Annotated in this window: 13 protein-coding genes and 1 pseudogene; 11 read left to right on the top strand and 3 right to left on the bottom strand. The window is 56.7% G+C overall.

Annotated elements, in window-relative coordinates; genetic code table 11:
- Positions 1 to 117 precede the first annotated feature (117 nt).
- The 4 genes from AB2B48_RS06645 to rimL all read left to right on the top strand — a co-directional run bounded on the left by AB2B48_RS06645 (position 118) and on the right by rimL (position 5396).
- Positions 118 to 1461, top strand: coding sequence for a VOC family protein (locus AB2B48_RS06645; RefSeq protein WP_368301219.1), 1344 nt, complete (start codon positions 118 to 120; stop codon positions 1459 to 1461).
- Between the two features lie 46 nt (positions 1462 to 1507).
- A complete protein-coding gene (locus tag AB2B48_RS06640) occupies positions 1508 to 3013 on the top strand; it encodes a carboxylesterase/lipase family protein (protein WP_368301218.1) in 1506 nt (501 codons plus the stop codon).
- Positions 3014 to 3126: 113 nt separating this feature from the next.
- A complete protein-coding gene (locus AB2B48_RS06635; RefSeq protein WP_185668699.1) occupies positions 3127 to 4782 on the top strand; it encodes a glucan biosynthesis protein D in 1656 nt (551 codons plus the stop codon).
- A 68-nt stretch (positions 4783 to 4850) separates the two neighbouring features.
- Entirely contained in the window at positions 4851 to 5396 is a 546-nt protein-coding gene (rimL, locus tag AB2B48_RS06630) for a 50S ribosomal protein L7/L12-serine acetyltransferase (RefSeq protein ID WP_368301927.1), read from the top strand.
- Here rimL and ydcK read toward each other — a convergent pair.
- Positions 5391 to 6371 (bottom strand): YdcK family protein, encoded by a 981-nt coding sequence (gene ydcK / locus AB2B48_RS06625; protein ID WP_368301926.1) that lies wholly within the window; start codon positions 6369 to 6371, stop codon positions 5391 to 5393. The genes rimL and ydcK overlap by 6 nt on opposite strands.
- Before the next feature lie 165 nt (positions 6372 to 6536).
- Here ydcK and AB2B48_RS06620 point away from each other — a divergent pair.
- The 4 genes and pseudogenes from AB2B48_RS06620 (at position 6537) to AB2B48_RS06605 (ending at position 9269) form a co-directional block, all read left to right on the top strand.
- A pseudogene (locus AB2B48_RS06620) lies at positions 6537 to 6798 on the top strand (hypothetical protein).
- 115 nt (positions 6799 to 6913) lie between these two features.
- Positions 6914 to 7861 carry a dicarboxylate transporter/tellurite-resistance protein TehA gene (tehA, locus tag AB2B48_RS06615; protein WP_368301216.1) on the top strand — a complete coding sequence of 316 codons (948 nt, stop codon included), beginning with the start codon at positions 6914 to 6916 and terminating at the stop codon, positions 7859 to 7861.
- Positions 7858 to 8454: a tellurite resistance methyltransferase TehB gene (tehB, locus tag AB2B48_RS06610; RefSeq protein ID WP_368301214.1), complete on the top strand. Its 597-nt coding sequence runs from the start codon at positions 7858 to 7860 to the stop codon at positions 8452 to 8454. The genes tehA and tehB overlap by 4 nt, the downstream gene beginning before the upstream one ends.
- 146 nt (positions 8455 to 8600) lie before the next feature.
- Positions 8601 to 9269 (top strand): DUF3313 domain-containing protein, encoded by a 669-nt coding sequence (locus tag AB2B48_RS06605; RefSeq protein WP_185669090.1) that lies wholly within the window; start codon positions 8601 to 8603, stop codon positions 9267 to 9269.
- Positions 9270 to 9683: 414 nt separating this feature from the next.
- On the opposite strand, the gene AB2B48_RS06600 is transcribed toward AB2B48_RS06605, so the two are convergent.
- A complete protein-coding gene (locus AB2B48_RS06600) occupies positions 9684 to 10583 on the bottom strand; it encodes a DMT family transporter (protein ID WP_220440185.1) in 900 nt (299 codons plus the stop codon).
- Between the two features lie 183 nt (positions 10584 to 10766).
- Here AB2B48_RS06600 and AB2B48_RS06595 point away from each other — a divergent pair, with 183 nt between their 5' ends.
- Entirely contained in the window at positions 10767 to 11636 is an 870-nt protein-coding gene (locus AB2B48_RS06595; protein ID WP_368301212.1) for a helix-turn-helix transcriptional regulator, read from the top strand.
- Here the strand turns inward: AB2B48_RS06595 and AB2B48_RS06590 are convergent.
- Positions 11613 to 12779: a benzoate/H(+) symporter BenE family transporter gene (locus AB2B48_RS06590; RefSeq protein WP_368301210.1), complete on the bottom strand. Its 1167-nt coding sequence runs from the start codon at positions 12777 to 12779 to the stop codon at positions 11613 to 11615. The genes AB2B48_RS06595 and AB2B48_RS06590 overlap by 24 nt on opposite strands.
- Before the next feature lie 135 nt (positions 12780 to 12914).
- Here AB2B48_RS06590 and AB2B48_RS06585 point away from each other — a divergent pair, with 135 nt between their 5' ends.
- Both AB2B48_RS06585 and AB2B48_RS06580 read left to right on the top strand, forming a co-directional pair.
- The gene (locus AB2B48_RS06585; protein WP_185669087.1) at positions 12915 to 13490 is read left to right on the top strand and encodes a helix-turn-helix domain-containing protein; all 576 of its coding nucleotides are present in this window, start codon (positions 12915 to 12917) and stop codon (positions 13488 to 13490) included.
- A 199-nt stretch (positions 13491 to 13689) separates the two neighbouring features.
- Complete coding sequence (locus AB2B48_RS06580; protein ID WP_368301925.1) at positions 13690 to 15648, top strand: peptidase U32 family protein; 1959 nt, start codon at positions 13690 to 13692, stop codon at positions 15646 to 15648.
- Positions 15649 to 15683: the final 35 nt, after the last annotated feature.

Genomic DNA, 15683 nt, shown 5'->3' with positions numbered 1-15683 from the left:
CAGAACCATTCGCTCAATAAGTTCAGTCAGTTGCCGCGATCACAGTTTGTAAATTCTTACCGCATAGCGCCATGGCCTTTCCTACACTGCAAATATATCCACAGGAGACATGGCATCATGGCGCACACCCTTTCGGCAGATGATATTCGGGAAGAGTTTTCACAAGCGATGTCAGCGATGTATCAGCAAGAAGTTCCGCAATATGGAACGTTGTTGGCATTAGTGGCTGACGTCAATCTGGCGGTACTGGAAAATAACACGCGTCTGTATGAACAGCTGGCTAACGCGGACGAACTGGCACGCCTCAACGTTGAACGCCACGGTGCGATTCGCGTCGGCACGGCACAGGAACTTGCTACGCTGTGCCGGATGTTTGCCATTATGGGAATGTTGCCGGTGGGCTATTACGATCTCTCGGTGGCTGGCGTGCCGGTACATTCAACGGCGTTTCGCCCGGTGGAGGATGCGGCGCTGCAGCGCAATCCGTTCCGTATCTTCACCTCTTTATTACGCCTTGAGTTGATTGACGACCCGGCACTGCGCCAGAAAGCCGCGCAGATCCTCGCACAGCGCGATATCTTTACCCCACGTTGCCGGGCGCTGATGGATCGCCATGACGAGCAGGGCGGATTCACTGCGTCGCAGGCGCAGGAGTTTGTCCGCGAAGCGCTGGAGACGTTCCGCTGGCATCGACATACCACCGTGGATAAAGAAACCTATCAGGCGCTGCACCAGCAGCACCGGCTGATCGCTGATGTGGTCTGCTTCCCCGGCTGCCACATTAACCACCTCACGCCGCGCACGCTGGATATCGACCGCGCTCAGGAACTGATGTCCGACTATGGCATGGAACCGAAGGCGGTGATTGAAGGCCCGCCGCGGCGGTCGGTACCGCTGCTACTGCGCCAGACCAGCTTTAAAGCGCTGGAAGAGCCGGTGCAGTTTGCGGGTGAGTCGAGCGGCACGCACACCGCGCGTTTTGGTGAAATTGAGCAGCGCGGGATCGCGCTAACGCCTAAAGGTCGGGCTTTGTACGACAAGCTGTTGAGTGAGGCAGGCGTGGGCAAAGATAACCTGATTCACCAGCAGCATCTGCAAGAGGTGTTCAAAGCCTTCCCGGACAGCGAATTCTTACTGCGCCAGCAGGGGCTGGCCTGGTTCCGCTACCGATTAACGCCGACCGGCGATGCCCATCGGCAGGCGATTCATCCGGGCGATGACCCGCAGCCGTTTATCGAGCGCGGCTGGATTATCGCTCAGCCCATCACCTATGAAGATTTTCTGCCGGTCAGCGCGGCGGGGATTTTCCAGTCTAATCTGGGCGGCGATGGGCAGACGCGCGCCCACGGCAACGCCAGCCGCGACGCATTTGAAGCGGCGCTGGGGCGCCAGGTACTGGACGAATTTAGCCTGTATGAGGAGGCGTCGCTGCGCAGCAAACGTCGTTGCGGTCTGCTCTGAAACAGGTACTCTGCATAGCAGTGAAGAAAACCAGGATGAAGAGTGAATGCAGAATAGCGCAACGCGGGTGGAGACCCGACAAGGGACGTTAACGGGCGTCGTTGACGAGGATGTGTATCGCTGGAGCGGCATTCCTTACGCCGCGCCGCCGGTGGGCCCGCTGCGTTGGCGTGCGCCACAGCCGGTTTCACCGTGGCAGGGCGTGCGCCAGGCGGATACATTTTCGGCCGCCTGCTGGCAGAGCGCGGAGTACTGTCAGGAGTTAGGCGGTGGCGATCCCGGCCGCTTTTCTGAAGACTGCCTCTATCTGAACGTCTGGTCACCCATTAAGCGTCAGAAACCGCTGCCGGTCATGGTTTGGCTGCACGGCGGTGGTTTTACCATCGGCTCAGGCGGGTTGCCGCCTTACGATGGCAAGGCGCTGGCGCAGCGCGAGGTGATTGTGGTCACGCTCAACTACCGCCTTGGCCATCTCGGCTTTTTTGCTCATCCGGCATTGGAGGGCGAAGACGGCGAACGGCTGTACAATTTTGGCCTGCTGGATCAAGTCGCCGCGCTACGCTGGGTTCAGGAGAATATCGAATCCTTTGGCGGAGATCGTGACAACGTCACGTTGTTTGGTGAGTCAGCCGGGGCGCGCAGCGTCCTGTCGCTAATGACCTCACCGAAAGCCATCGGTCTGTTCCATAAAGCCATCATTCAAAGCGGCTATACCTTGCCGGACATACCGCGAGACGATGCGCTGGCTCGCGGGCAGCGACTGGCCGAACACTTCAATCTGCCAAACGCGTCGGCGCACTCTCTACGAGAGATTCCCGCCGAGGCTTTCTGGCCGCTTACTGCACCTCATAATATTGGCCCCGCTCCGATTGTCGGCGATGCGGTGCTACCGCAGCCAATGCTCGACGTTTTCTTTGCCGGAAAGCAACACGTCATGCCGGTGCTGGTCGGATCTAACAGCGATGAAGCCAGCGTGATGGCGGTATTTGGCGTGGATTTAGCCGAGCAAATCCAAAAACTACGCCGCGAGCGCCGTCTGGGACTAGGGCTGATTAAGCTGCTCTACCCGGGTGTGAAAGGCGATGAGGAGTTGGGCCGTCAGGTGTGCCGGGATATGGCGTTTACCACCCTGGGCTACGTGGTGATGCAGGCTCAGCAACGGGTGAATCAACCCTGCTGGCGTTACTGGTTTGATTATGTTGCCGAGGCAGAGCACGACACCTATCGCCACGGCGCGTGGCATGGCAATGAGGTGCCCTATGTCTTTGATACATTAGGGCAGATCACGCCATCATGCGATTATGTCACGCCTCGCGATCTCAAGATGGCGGCTCAGGTCGCCGACTACTGGGTCAGCTTCGCGCGTGACGCCAGTGCGAGCCATACCGTATTGGCGGGACCGGTGCGCTGGCCCGCCAGCGTACGCGGTCGCGACCGGCTTTTACGCATTGGTTTACGCAGGCTCGCCGGGTTCCATGTGGAAAATCGCTTTATGCGCGCGCGCCTGGCGTTGTTCAAACGCGTAATGAAGCATCATGTGAGTCTGGATTGACAGATTTTGTTGCGCTAGCAATTGGATTATCAATCAATTTTGTCTAGAGTGGGCGGCAATAACGCCGTTTTTATTTTGCAGCATTCCGACTTTAAAAGGACGCTTTGCCAGGCATGAACCGCAGACACTTTCTTAAATCTTCAATGGCTGTTGCCGCCGTGTGCGGGACTTCCGGTTTCGCATCGCTATTCTCCCAGGCCGCGATGGCAGAGGACTCCGGCATTGCCGACGGCCAGACGCGTCGCTTTGATTTCGGCGTACTGCAATCCATGGCGCACGATCTCTCTCGCCAGCCGTGGAGTGGCGCACCGCGCCCGCTGCCGGATACCCTGGCTAACCTGACGCCGCAGGCTTACAACAGCATTCAGTACGACGCTGAACATTCGCTGTGGAACAACGTCAAAGAGCGCCAACTGGACGTGCAGTTCTTCCACGTGGGGATGGGCTTCCGTCGTCGCGTGCGCATGTTCTCGCTGGACCCATCAAGCCACCAGGCGCGTGAAATTCATTTCCGCCCGGAGCTGTTCCAGTACAACGACGCCGGTGTTGACACCAAACAGCTGGAAGGGCAAACCGACCTCGGTTTTGCCGGTTTCCGCGTCTTTAAAGCGCCGGAGCTAGCGCGTCGCGATATCGTTGCCTTTCTCGGCGCGAGCTATTTCCGCGCGGTAGACAGCACCTACCAGTACGGCTTGTCCGCACGCGGTCTGGCGATTGATACCTATACCGACTCGCTGGAAGAGTTCCCTGACTTTACCTCTTTCTGGTTCGAAACCGCGAAGCCGGGCGACACCTCCTTCACCGTCTACGCGCTGCTGGATAGCGCCAGCGTCACCGGCGCGTACAAGTTCGTGGTGCACTGCGAAAAAGCGCAGGTGATCATGGATGTGGAAAACCATATCTATGCGCGTAAAGACATCAAGCAGCTCGGTATTGCGCCGATGACCAGCATGTTCAGCTGCGGCAACAACGAGCGCCGCGTCTGCGACACCATCCATCCGCAAATTCACGATTCCGACCGCCTGGCGATGTGGCTCGGCAACGGTGAGTGGGTGTGTCGTCCGCTGAATAACCCGCAGAAGCTGCAGTTCAACGCCTATCAGGATAAAAACCCGAAGGGCTTCGGTCTGCTGCAGCTTGACCGCGATTTCACCCACTATCAGGACGTTATGGGCTGGTACAACAAACGCCCGAGCCTGTGGGTTGAGCCGCGTAACCAGTGGGGTAAAGGGGCCGTCAGCCTGATGGAGATCCCAACCACCGGTGAAACGCTCGATAACATCGTCTGCTTCTGGCAGCCGGAAAAACCGATGAAGGCGGGCGATACGCTGAACTTTAGCTACCGCTTGTACTGGAGCGCGATGCCGCCGGTACGTTCTCCGCTGGCGCGCGTACTGGCGACCCGCACCGGCATGGGCAGCTTCCCGGAAGGGTGGGCACCGGGCGAGCATTACCCGGAAAAATGGTCTCGTCGTTTTGCTATCGACTTTGTCGGCGGCGATCTGAAAGCGGCTGCACCGAAAGGCATCGAGCCGGTGATTACGCTCTCCAGCGGGGAAGCGAAGCAGATTGAGATCCTCTACGTTGAACCGTTCGACGGCTACCGCATTCTCTTTGACTGGTACCCAACGTCCGATTCGACCGACCCGGTGGACATGCGCCTGTTCCTGCGCTGCCGCGGCGACGCCATCAGCGAAACCTGGCTGTATCAATACTTCCCGCCAGCGCCGGACAAGCGTCAGTACGTTGACGACCGCGTAATGAAATAACCTGCCTGTAGCCCGGCCGAGCGTAGCGACGCCGGGGTTTTCTTGATTCAGAGACAGCCTAAATGACCATCGCTGAAACCATCACCGTCAATGACTCCGTCACTCTCCATGCTGTCAATGAAAGCCACGTCTCGGGGCTGTACCAGATGGTGCAGCGCAACAAAGTGTGGTTACAGCAGACGCTGAACTGGCCGCAGTACGTCAACAGCGAACAGGATTCCCGCCAGAACGTGCAGGGCAATATGATGCTGCATCAGCGCGGCATCGCCAAAATGTTCCTGATTTTCGTTGATAACCAGATGGCGGGCGTGCTGTCGTTCAACCAGATCGAGCCCTCGAATAAAACGGGCTATATCGGCTACTGGCTGGATGAAGGCGCGCAGGGGAAAGGGACGCTGTCGGCGGCGCTACAGGCATTTATTCGCTACTACGCCGAGCGTGGGGAAATTCGCCGCTTTGTGATCAAGTGTCGGGTAGATAACCTGCGCAGCAACCAGGTGGCGCTGCGCAACGGTTTTCAACTGGAAGGGTGCTTACGCCAGGCGGAGTTCCTTAACGGCGTTTATCACGACCAGAATATCTACGCGCGGATTGTCGACGCCACCACGCTATAGCGCACCAAAGAGCGGGGTGCGGGTAATCCGCTGCGCCCCGGTTATCGCTTTACGCCCGCGAAGATGAATCGCGTCTCCCGGTAGCGCCTCCACCACCACGCTATCGGTGATATCAATGTGATACTCGATCAGCACATCGCCAATGACCCGTGCTTCACCTTGAATAAGCACGTGATCGTCGAGCAAAATCGGCCCGCCCTGTAAGTGCGCGTTGCCGCCGACCAGCACGTGGTGCTTTAACACGCAGTTGCCTTCAACCACCGCGTTTTCCGCCACCTGCGAGCTGTAGCGCAGGGTGGGGATCTCATCCTCGCCGCGCCCGGCGATAATGCGTGCATGGCCATAGACTTTGGCGCAGTCGCACACCCAGATATTGTTCTCTTCGTTGCCGTCTAACCGGGCGTTGTCGAAAACCTCCGCCCGATGCTCAACAAAGGCATGCACCAGCAAGGCTTTGCCGTAGATTTGCGCCTGGTGTACAACCCGACAGTGCCGCAACTGGGCGGCATCGTAGATTTGTAGCACCTGTTCGCTATCGGCGGTTAAGCCTCGGGCGCCGACGACCTGAGACTGCTCGGCGATATGGGCGTAGCCAAACAGATGGCAGTAGCCGTGAACCTGCGAATCGTGCACGGTGGCATCGCCGCTCACTCGCGCATGGTGGCTGACCCGGCTGGCCTGAACCCACGCGTTGCCGCCGACCTCGGCCTGATGGCTGATTTCACAAGGCTGCGTCACCCTCGCGTTTTCGGTCACTCTGGCCCCGGCATAGACCAGGCTGTTCTCATCATAAATCCAGCATTCGCCATCGTGACTCAGCGACAGTTCGTTTTCGACCCAGCCACCGAGGCTACCGACGGTCACATCGGCAAAATCCTGCAAAGCAATAATCTGACGCACCACCACGCTCTCTCTGGCGCCGGGTTCGCCAATTTGCACGCTGCGCGTTTCATCGCTGAGACGATATTTTTTCATCATGGCCTCGATGGGTATGCGGATAAAGTAAATGTAGCAAATCATCGCAATACTGGAGGGAATCTGTCCGTGATGGCAACGGTCTGGCTTTATGCGCGACAGAAAAATGAAGTATAACGGGGTATCCGTTTTGACCTTCAATACCAACAGCCTCCAGGGGGAGCGATGCTTTTATCCAGTCTGATAGCGATTGCAGCCGTATTAGTGATGGGCGTCATGAGCCCCGGCCCGAGTTTTATCTACGTGGCGCGAACTGCCGTGGTGCATTCCCGCATGCACGGCCTGGTATTCGCTGGTGGCGCTGGTACGGTCGGCAGAGAAACCGCGTCGCGTTTATCTGCGTATTAAAGGCGCAGTAGACCGTACTTCTGCCACGGTATTGGGCATCCTTGGCGTGAAGCTTATCTATACTTCCTTTTCGCGCTAGCGCACCCGTAAAGAATCATTTAAAATACAACTTAACAAAATTTGATTAATTAAACTAATTGCATAATAACGAGAATGAAGCTCGGGTACTTAATTTGCCCGTGGGCTACTTTGGGATGGTTCTGGGCACCATTGGAATGGGCTTTGCCTGGCGTTACGCCAGCACCATTCTGCCGGTAAGTCATAGCATTGGCGATGCGCTGGTGGTGCTTGCTATTGTGATGTGGGGGTTGTTAACCCTGGCTTTTCTGACGCGGGCGCTACGCTTTCCGTACAGCGTCTGGCAGGAGATGAATCATCCCATCGCCAGCAGTTTTGTCAGCCTGTTTCCAGCGACGACGATGCTGGTGGCCATTGGCGTGACGCCGTGGGCGAGGCCGTTGGCGCTGGCCCTGTTTTGCGTCGGCGTAGCGTTGCAACTGAGCTATGCCGCCTGGCAAACCGCTGGGCTATGGCGCGGGGAGCATCCGGCAGATGCCACCACGCCGGGGCTCTATTTGCCCACCGTGGCCAACAACTTCATCAGCGCGATGGCCTGCGGAGCGCTGGGCTTTAACGACGCCGGGCTGGTGTTTCTTGGCGCAGGGGTTATTTCATGGATTACGCTCGAGCCTGCCATCGTCCAGCGCTTACGCAGCGGCGGGGTGCTCTCCGTACCGCTACGTACTTCGCTCGGCATTCAACTGGCCCCAGCGTTGGTGGCCTGTAACGCCTGGCTGAGCATCAACGGTGGCCATGCGGATGTGTTTGCCAAAATGCTGTTTGGCTATGGCCTGCTGCAGCTGCTGTTTATGTTGCGCCTGATGCCCTGGTATCTGCGCCAGGCGTTTAACGCCTCGTTCTGGAGCTTCTCGTTCGGTATTTCCGCACTGGCTTCCACCGGACTACATCTTGGCCACGCCAGCGGTTCTGGTTTTTTCCATAACCTGGCGCTACCGCTGTTTATTTTCACCAATATCGTGATCGGCCTGCTGCTGATTAAAACGCTGCTGTTGCTGCTTCAGGGTAAACTTTTGACTCGTGTTGCACCGTCAACACTGATGAAACCGAAGGATGAACAATGACCACTCGTGACGAAAACTACTTCACCGAAAAATATGGCCTGACCCGTACCCATTCTGACGTGCTGTATGCGGCCACGCAGGTTACGCCAGGTAAAACGCTGGATCTTGGCTGTGGCAACGGGCGTAATAGCCTCTATCTGGCAGCAAACGGCTACGATGTGACGGCGTGGGATAAGAACCCAATGAGCATCCAGAACCTGCTGTCGATTCGCGAAGCGGAAGGGCTGGAAAACCTGCAGGCGTCGGTGAAAGATCTCAACACGCTGACCATTGACGGTGAATATGATTTTATTCTCTCCACGGTGGTGATGATGTTCCTTGAGTCGAGCACTATCCCACGCCTGATCCCCAACATGCAGCGCTGCACCAAACCGGGTGGCTACAACCTGATTGTCGCCGCGATGGACACCGAGGATTTTCCTTGCACCGTTGGTTTCCCGTTTGCTTTTAAAGCCGGTGAGCTGAAAAACTATTACGAAGGCTGGGATCTGCTGAAATATAACGAGGACGTCGGCGAACTTCACCGTACCGATGAAAACGGTAATCGCATTAAATTACGCTTCGCTACTCTGCTGGCACGCAAGAAATCATAATTGGTATTTATATAACGGGCGCAAGCCCGTTATGCCGTGAATCATTTTTGTGAATAATGAGAGCAGACTCCATTTTTGCCGCGACAAACTCCTGATTCATTTGCTATAACTTACTGGCATTTGTGCATTTATCAGGGATTATTCTCATGCGTACTCAAGCGTTTTTCAAAGCGGCGGCCCTTGTGGGCGTTCTGGCATTAGCGGGCTGTGCATCGAAGACCACCACCCCCGAGCAATATTCAGGATTTTTAAAAGATTATTCTGGCCTGAAGGAAGCCACCACGGCGTCAGGAAAAACGGAACTGCGTTGGATCTCTCCGGACTACAAACCGGCTAACTACGCTAACGTCGTCTACAACCCGGTAACCTACTACCCGGTACCGAAGCCGACGACGCAGGTTGGGCAGAAGGCGCTGACCGACATTCTGAACTACACCAACACCGAGCTGAAAAAAGCCATCAGCGAGCGTAAGCCGCTGGCGACGACGGCTGGCCCGCATAGCCTGATCTTCCGCGGTGCGATTACCGCCGTTGACTCCAGCAAAGAAGGCCTGCAGTTCTACGAAGTGATCCCAATCGCGATGGTGGTTGCGGGTACTGAAGCGGCGACCGGCCACCGTACCATGAATACCAACCTCTACTTTGAAGGCGAACTGATTGACGCGGCGACCAATAAACCGGTCATTAAAGTGGTGCGTAAAGGCGAGGGTAAAGACCTGTCTAACTCCAACTCCCAGCTGACGCTGGATACGTTGAAACAGGTTATCGATGATATGGCCATTGATGCCGTTAAATTCGATCCATCCCAGAAGTAATTTTACTTTAGCGTTCTCGTAAATAAAGGGCGACACGCAGGTGCCGCCCTTATTTTATTTATTCATGCTCTGGCTTCTTTTAATAGTTGCGCAATTGCAGACGCCTGCTCGGCATAATTCCCTTCGCCAAAAAAGATATACCCGAAGTTTCATATGGGTGATGGGGGTTTACATATACTGGGAGATACGGAAGAGGCTGAAGCGTTCATGAATTTCTCCTGGACAGAGGCTTGATATCATCAAATCAAACACGATAGCGAACGAAGTATAGGCGGCTATCGCGACGAGGATGTGCGGGATTACGGGGATGTTGCCAGCCACGGTATCCAAAGAGAGGCCAGATACAGTGTGATACAGACAAACGCCCGGGCTACATGCAATATCGTAGCCCGGCCGAGCAAAGCGACGCCGGGATCACGCCCGACTTAAAAACGGCACTCGCCACATTTCCGGTTTGGCAAACATCACCAGGTTCCCCAGAAGAATCAGCACCAGCCCGACCACCGCGTTCGCATGCCACTGGTAGCCCTCATACATTGTCGACAGCGTCAGCGCTACCAGCGGGAACAGCAGCGTACTGTAGGCGGCGTTGCTGGCACCAATACGCCCAACCAGGGTGAAATAGACGCCGAACGCAATCACCGAACCGAAGATCGCCAGATAGAACAGGGCGCCCATATAGCTCACCGTCCACTGTGGGGTGAAATCATCACCGCGCAGCAGGGCGATAACGCCGATGATAATGGTGCCGTAAAGCATCGCCCAGGTGTTGGTGGTCAGCGTCTCCAGGCCACGGCGCTGGTGGCGCATGCTGAGCATATTCCCCAGCGAAAAACCGTAGGTCCCGAGCGCGCTGAGTAAAATCCCGGCCAGCAGCGTGCTGCTCATGCCTACCGCCTGCAGGTCATCCCAGAAGAGGGTGACGATGCCGCATAACCCCAGCAGTGCAGCAAGATAGAAGCGCTTCGGTGGCGTCTGACGGAAAAAGATAAAGCTGTTGATGGCGTTAAACAGCACCGCCATGGAGAAAATCACTGACTCAAGGCCGGTGTTAATCCATTTTGCGGCGGTATAAAAACAGAGGAAGTTAAAGCCGAACACGCAGCACCCCTGCACGATGCAGAACAGGTGATCGCGCAGCGCCAACGGGCGTAGACGGCGCAGACTCAGTAAAATGGTCATCATGGTGAGGCTGGCAATGGCAAAACGCCAGAAAATGGAAACCGCCTCAGGAACCGGGCCCTGCTGTAAAAAGATAGCAATCCAGGTGGTTCCCCAGATAACAACGACCAGAGCATAGAGCAGTGCGTTCATCATTCCTCGCCAAATCACAATGAAAAACACAGTGTGCGGGGATGTGATGCGCGGCGCTTGCAGAAGGCTGCGGGGGACTTGCATATTCTTGCGGTTTTTTTGCCTGCGACGCGCTGAGAACGCTAGATTCTGCGGACGACAGTCCCTAGACTGAGACTATCGATAATCGTGATAGATATGTTAATGGCCTACGCAACGTTTGAAAGATTACAGAGTCAGCACGCCCAGCTGCGAGAAACCGTGGCGCTCAACTCTGGGATACAGCTGGCGGCCTGGTATAACAAATGCGACAACCTGACGGTTAAGAGCGATCATCACACCCTGAGCCTGTACGTCGCCGACGGCTACGAAAGCTATCAGAAAACCCCTCATGGCTGGAAAAACGGCGGTGGGCCGGACCGTTTTTGCCTGATGCCGAAGGACAGCGAATCGACGTGGGATATTCGCGGCGATCTGTCGTTCGTGCACCTGTACTGCACCGATGAACACCTGCGGAAGGTAGGTGAGCAGGTGTGGGACCGCAGCCCGGCGACGCTAACCCTCGACGAACAGATTTTTGGCGATGACCCGAAAATTACGCTGCTCTACCGCCAGTTTCTGCTCGGCTATGACTGGCAGCAACCGGCAAACCAGTTGACCCTGAGTAGCGCCAGCACCATGCTGCTAACGCACATGATCCAGCATCACGCCAACGTGCAGTGGCGGCTGCCGACGGTGACCGGCGGCCTGGCTCCGGCAGTGTTGCGTAATACGCTCGACTATATTGACGCGAATCTCTCCGCGCCGCTGACGCTTGCCGACCTTGCCGCCCAGGCGGCCTTAAGCGAATACCATTTTGCGCGTATGTTCCGTCAGAGCGTGGGGTTGGCACCGCATCAGTACGTGATGCAGCGCCGGATGGACCGCGCGCAGCAGATGGTGCGCTACACCACGCAATCCCTGACCGACATTGCCCTGTGCTGCGGGTTTAGCTCCGCCAGCCACTTCAGCAACCGCTTTAAAGCGGCGAACGGCGTGACACCGTCACAACTACGTGCGAGCTTTGCGGGATAGCAGCGCAAAACTGGCGCCGCCGATTACTAATCCCCAGAATGCCGACCCTACGCCAGCCAGGCTTACCCCGCTGGCGGTGACCAGGAAGGTGACCATTGCCGCATCGCGTTCTCTATCGTTTTTCAGCGCCTGGAACAGGCTACCTCCCAGCGTACCGAGCAGCGCTAATCCAGCCAGCATCTGGATCCATGCCGTCGGTAATGCCGACATCAGTGCGGTGATGGATCCGCCAAAAATCCCGGCAATCAGATAGAAAATGCCTGCTGCTGCTGCTGCCTGCCAGCGCTTCTGCGAGTCTGGATGTGCGTCCGGGCTTTGGCAAATGGCCGCGGTAATCGCGGCAATACACACGGAGTAGACGCCGAACGGTGCCAGCAACAGGCCAAACGCACCGCTAACGACAATCAGCGGTGAAACCGGCACGCGATAACCGGAGGCTTGAAGCGTGGCGAGTCCAGGCGCGTTTTGTGAGGCCATCGTGACCAGAAAAAACGGAATACCGATGCTCAGTAGTTGAGTGAGAGAGAAATGCGGCGCGATATACTGCGGTGCGACCACTGCCAGACTGAGCGAGTCGGTGACAACGTCACCTTTAACCGCTGCGACTATAATACCGACCGCCAGCGCCGCCACCACCGCGTAGCGTGGGGCGAGCGCTTTAAACAGCAGCCAGCCAACCAGCATACTGCCGCATAGCACCAGTTGCCCCTGGAGCGTGGCAAAGGCCTGCAGGCCGAAGCGCAGCAGGATGCCTGCCAGCATCGCGGCGGCCAGCGAATGCGGAATTAGCTTCATCAGTCGGGCAAACCAGCCGGTGAGACCGCAAATCACAATCAGCGCATTAGCAAAGATAAAAATGCCCACCGCATCGTTCAGCGTCGCCCCTTGCAAGCTGCCAACCAGCAACGCCGCGCCGGGGGTAGACCAGGCGGTTAAGATAGGCACTTTGCGCCATAGCGTCAGCACCAGCGTACTGACGCCCATCGCCAGACCGAGCGCGGTCATCCAGCCGGAGATTTGTACCGCGGTTGCGCCCGCCGCCGCCGCGGCCTGCCAGATGATCGCCGCAGAGCTGGCGTAGCCGACCAGCACGGCAACAAAACCGGCCAGTACGGTAGGGAAAGGAACCAAAGGGGATCGCATAAAAGCCTCTTGTGCGTTATAACGTCCACTCAATGTAGCATTGTGCGCTATAACGTACAATGGAGCCGTCGGATTTGCTAAAACGGCACGGGCAGCGTGGGGTATACTTTGGCGATGGAAGAGAATGGAGGTGGAATGAATATTGCGCAACACCTGGCGGCAACGCTGAAATCCTTACGTCAGCAGCGCGGCTGGAGCCTGTCGAAGCTGGCGGAAGAGACCGCCGTGTCGAAGGCGATGCTAGGGCAAATCGAACGCAACGAGTCCAGCCCGACGGTGGCGACGCTGTGGAAAATTGCTACCGGTCTGAACGTGCCGTTTTCGGTCTTTATTACGCCGGAGATACCGGGCGCAGAGCAGTCGTTTGACCCGCAACAGCAGGCGATGGTGGTGACACCAGTGTTCCCCTGGGACCCGGTACTGTGCTTTGATCATTTCTCAATTACCCTTGCGCCAGGCGCATTAAGCGAATCAACGCCGCATGAAAAAGGGGTGATTGAACATGTGGTGGTGATTAGCGGGCAGCTTGATATGTGCGTTGAGGGGGAGTGGCGGACGCTCTATCCCGGGCAGGGATTACGCTTTGCCGGCGACCTGGCGCATGCCTATCGCAACAGCGGCGAGCAGGTAACCCATTTCCACTCTATCATTCATTATCCCAAAGAAAACGCCGCAGGCAGGCCTGCGGCAAATCATGACAATGAACCATAACGTGGCCGTTACGAGGAAAGTCCGGAATACGAAACCGACTCTAACGGACGGATGTCGAAAGCGGAAATGCCCATTTCGGTAATAGGTTACTGAAATTATGCTAATCGCGGCGCACAAGCGGTGGAAACTGTTTTCGTCCGTCGCGGCTTCTGGCTACAATAGCCGCCATTTTGTGACCCGACTGGATAACCCTGACTGTATGCGCCAGCAGAACACTCTCCTTGAACTCCTTAGCCCGGCTCGCGATACCGCTATTGCTCGCGAAGCGATTCTTCATGGTGCCGATGCGGTGTATATCGGCGGCCCTGGTTTTGGGGCGCGCCATAACGCCAGCAACAGCCTGCAGGACATCGCCGCGCTGGTGCCGTTTGCTCATCGTTACGGCGCGAAAATCTTTATTACCCTCAACACCATTCTGCATGATGACGAGCTGGAGCCAGCGCAGAAGCTGATTACCAGCCTGTACGACGCAGGTGTGGATGCGCTGATCGTGCAGGATATGGGCATTATGCAGCTCGACCTGCCGCCAATTGAGCTGCATGCCAGCACCCAGTGCGATATACGCACCGTTGAGAAAGCTAAGTTCCTGTCGGACGTCGGGTTCAGCCAGATCGTGCTGGCGCGCGAACTGAATCTGCAGCAGATTAAAGCCATTCATGACGTGACCGATGCGACCATCGAGTTCTTTATCCACGGTGCACTGTGCGTGGCCTACTCCGGGCAGTGCAATATTTCGCATGCCCAGACCGGACGTAGCGCCAACCGTGGCGACTGTTCGCAGGCCTGCCGTCTGCCGTACACCCTGAAAGACGATCAGGGTCGCGTGGTGGCGTTCGAAAAACACCTGCTGTCGATGAAAGATAACGATCAGACCGCCAACCTTGGCGCGCTGATTGACGCGGGCGTACGCTCCTTCAAGATTGAAGGGCGCTATAAAGATATGAGCTATGTGAAGAACATCACCGCGCACTATCGCCAGATGCTCGATACGCTGATTGAAGAACGCGGTGATTTAGGCCGTACCTCTGCCGGACGCACTGAACATTTCTTCGTGCCGTCAACGGACAAAACCTTCCATCGCGGCAGCACCGATTACTTTGTTAACCAGCGCCAGATGAACATCGGTGCGTTCGACTCGCCGAAATTTGTTGGCCTGCCGGTCGGTGAAGTGCTGAAGGTCAATAAAGATACCCTCGATGTGGAAGTCAGCGAGCCGCTGGCCAACGGCGATGGCCTGAACGTATTGATTAAACGTGAAGTGGTCGGTTTCCGCGCCAACACGGTAGAGAAAATCGGTGAAAACCGCTATCGCGTGTGGCCGAATGAGATGCCGGCTGACCTGCATAAAGCGCGTCCGCATCAGGTATTGAACCGCAATCTCGATCACAACTGGCAGCAGGCGCTGCTGAAAACCTCCAGCGAACGCCGCATTGCGGTGGATATCGAACTGTCTGGCTGGCAGGAACAGCTGGTGCTGACCATGACCAGCGAAGATGGCGTTAGCGTGACGCATACCCTGGACGGTGAGTTTGCGGCGGCGAACAATGCGGAGAAAGCGCTGAGCCAGCTGCAGGACGGGATCGCCAAGCTGGGCCAGACGATCTACTATCCGCGCGGGGTTGACGTCATGCTGCCGGAGGCACTTTTTGTGCCTAACAGTATGCTGAACCAGCTGCGCCGTGAAACCGTAGAAATGCTCGATGAAGCGCGTCTGGCGGCCTACGTGCGCGGAAGCCGTAAAGCGGTAACCACGCCGCCGCCGGTCTATCCGGAAAGCCATCTTAACTTCCTGGCCAACGTGTATAACCACAAGGCGCGTGAGTTTTATCATCGCTACGGCGTACAGCTGATTGATGCAGCCTATGAGGCGCATGAAGAGAAGGGCGACGTGCCGGTGATGATCACCAAACACTGCCTGCGCTTTGCCTTTAACCTGTGTCCAAAACAGGCGAAGGGGTCGATTAAAAGCTGGAAAGCCACGCCGATGCAGTTGATTAACGGTGACGAAGTGCTGACGCTGAAATTTGACTGCCGCCCGTGTGAAATGCATGTGATTGGCAAAATCAAAAACCACATCCTGAAGATGCCGCTGCCGGGCAGCGTGGTGGCATCGGTCAGCCCGGACGATTTGCTGAAAACCTTACCGCGCCGGAAATAGCGCCGCGTTGTAGCCCGGCCGAGCAACGCGACGCC

The sequence above is a fragment of the Kluyvera sichuanensis genome, assembly GCF_040930405.1.
GTDB classification, from domain to species: Bacteria; Pseudomonadota; Gammaproteobacteria; order Enterobacterales; family Enterobacteriaceae; genus Kluyvera; species Kluyvera sichuanensis.
This window is presented reverse-complemented; position numbering and strand designations above follow the sequence as displayed.

Coding starts and splice junctions, on each gene's coding strand:
- AB2B48_RS06635 (WP_185668699.1), top strand. CDS start 3,127: ATGAACCGCAGACACTTTCTTAAATCTTCAATGGCTGTTGCCGCCGTG.
- ydcK (WP_368301926.1), bottom strand. CDS start 6,371: ATGAAAAAATATCGTCTCAGCGATGAAACGCGCAGCGTGCAAATTGGC.
- AB2B48_RS06580 (WP_368301925.1), top strand. CDS start 13,690: ATGCGCCAGCAGAACACTCTCCTTGAACTCCTTAGCCCGGCTCGCGAT.
- tehA (WP_368301216.1), top strand. CDS start 6,914: ATGGTTCTGGGCACCATTGGAATGGGCTTTGCCTGGCGTTACGCCAGC.
- AB2B48_RS06590 (WP_368301210.1), bottom strand. CDS start 12,779: ATGCGATCCCCTTTGGTTCCTTTCCCTACCGTACTGGCCGGTTTTGTT.
- AB2B48_RS06600 (WP_220440185.1), bottom strand. CDS start 10,583: ATGAACGCACTGCTCTATGCTCTGGTCGTTGTTATCTGGGGAACCACC.
- AB2B48_RS06645 (WP_368301219.1), top strand. CDS start 118: ATGGCGCACACCCTTTCGGCAGATGATATTCGGGAAGAGTTTTCACAA.
- AB2B48_RS06640 (WP_368301218.1), top strand. CDS start 1,508: ATGCAGAATAGCGCAACGCGGGTGGAGACCCGACAAGGGACGTTAACG.
- AB2B48_RS06585 (WP_185669087.1), top strand. CDS start 12,915: ATGAATATTGCGCAACACCTGGCGGCAACGCTGAAATCCTTACGTCAG.
- AB2B48_RS06595 (WP_368301212.1), top strand. CDS start 10,767: ATGGCCTACGCAACGTTTGAAAGATTACAGAGTCAGCACGCCCAGCTG.
- tehB (WP_368301214.1), top strand. CDS start 7,858: ATGACCACTCGTGACGAAAACTACTTCACCGAAAAATATGGCCTGACC.
- AB2B48_RS06605 (WP_185669090.1), top strand. CDS start 8,601: ATGCGTACTCAAGCGTTTTTCAAAGCGGCGGCCCTTGTGGGCGTTCTG.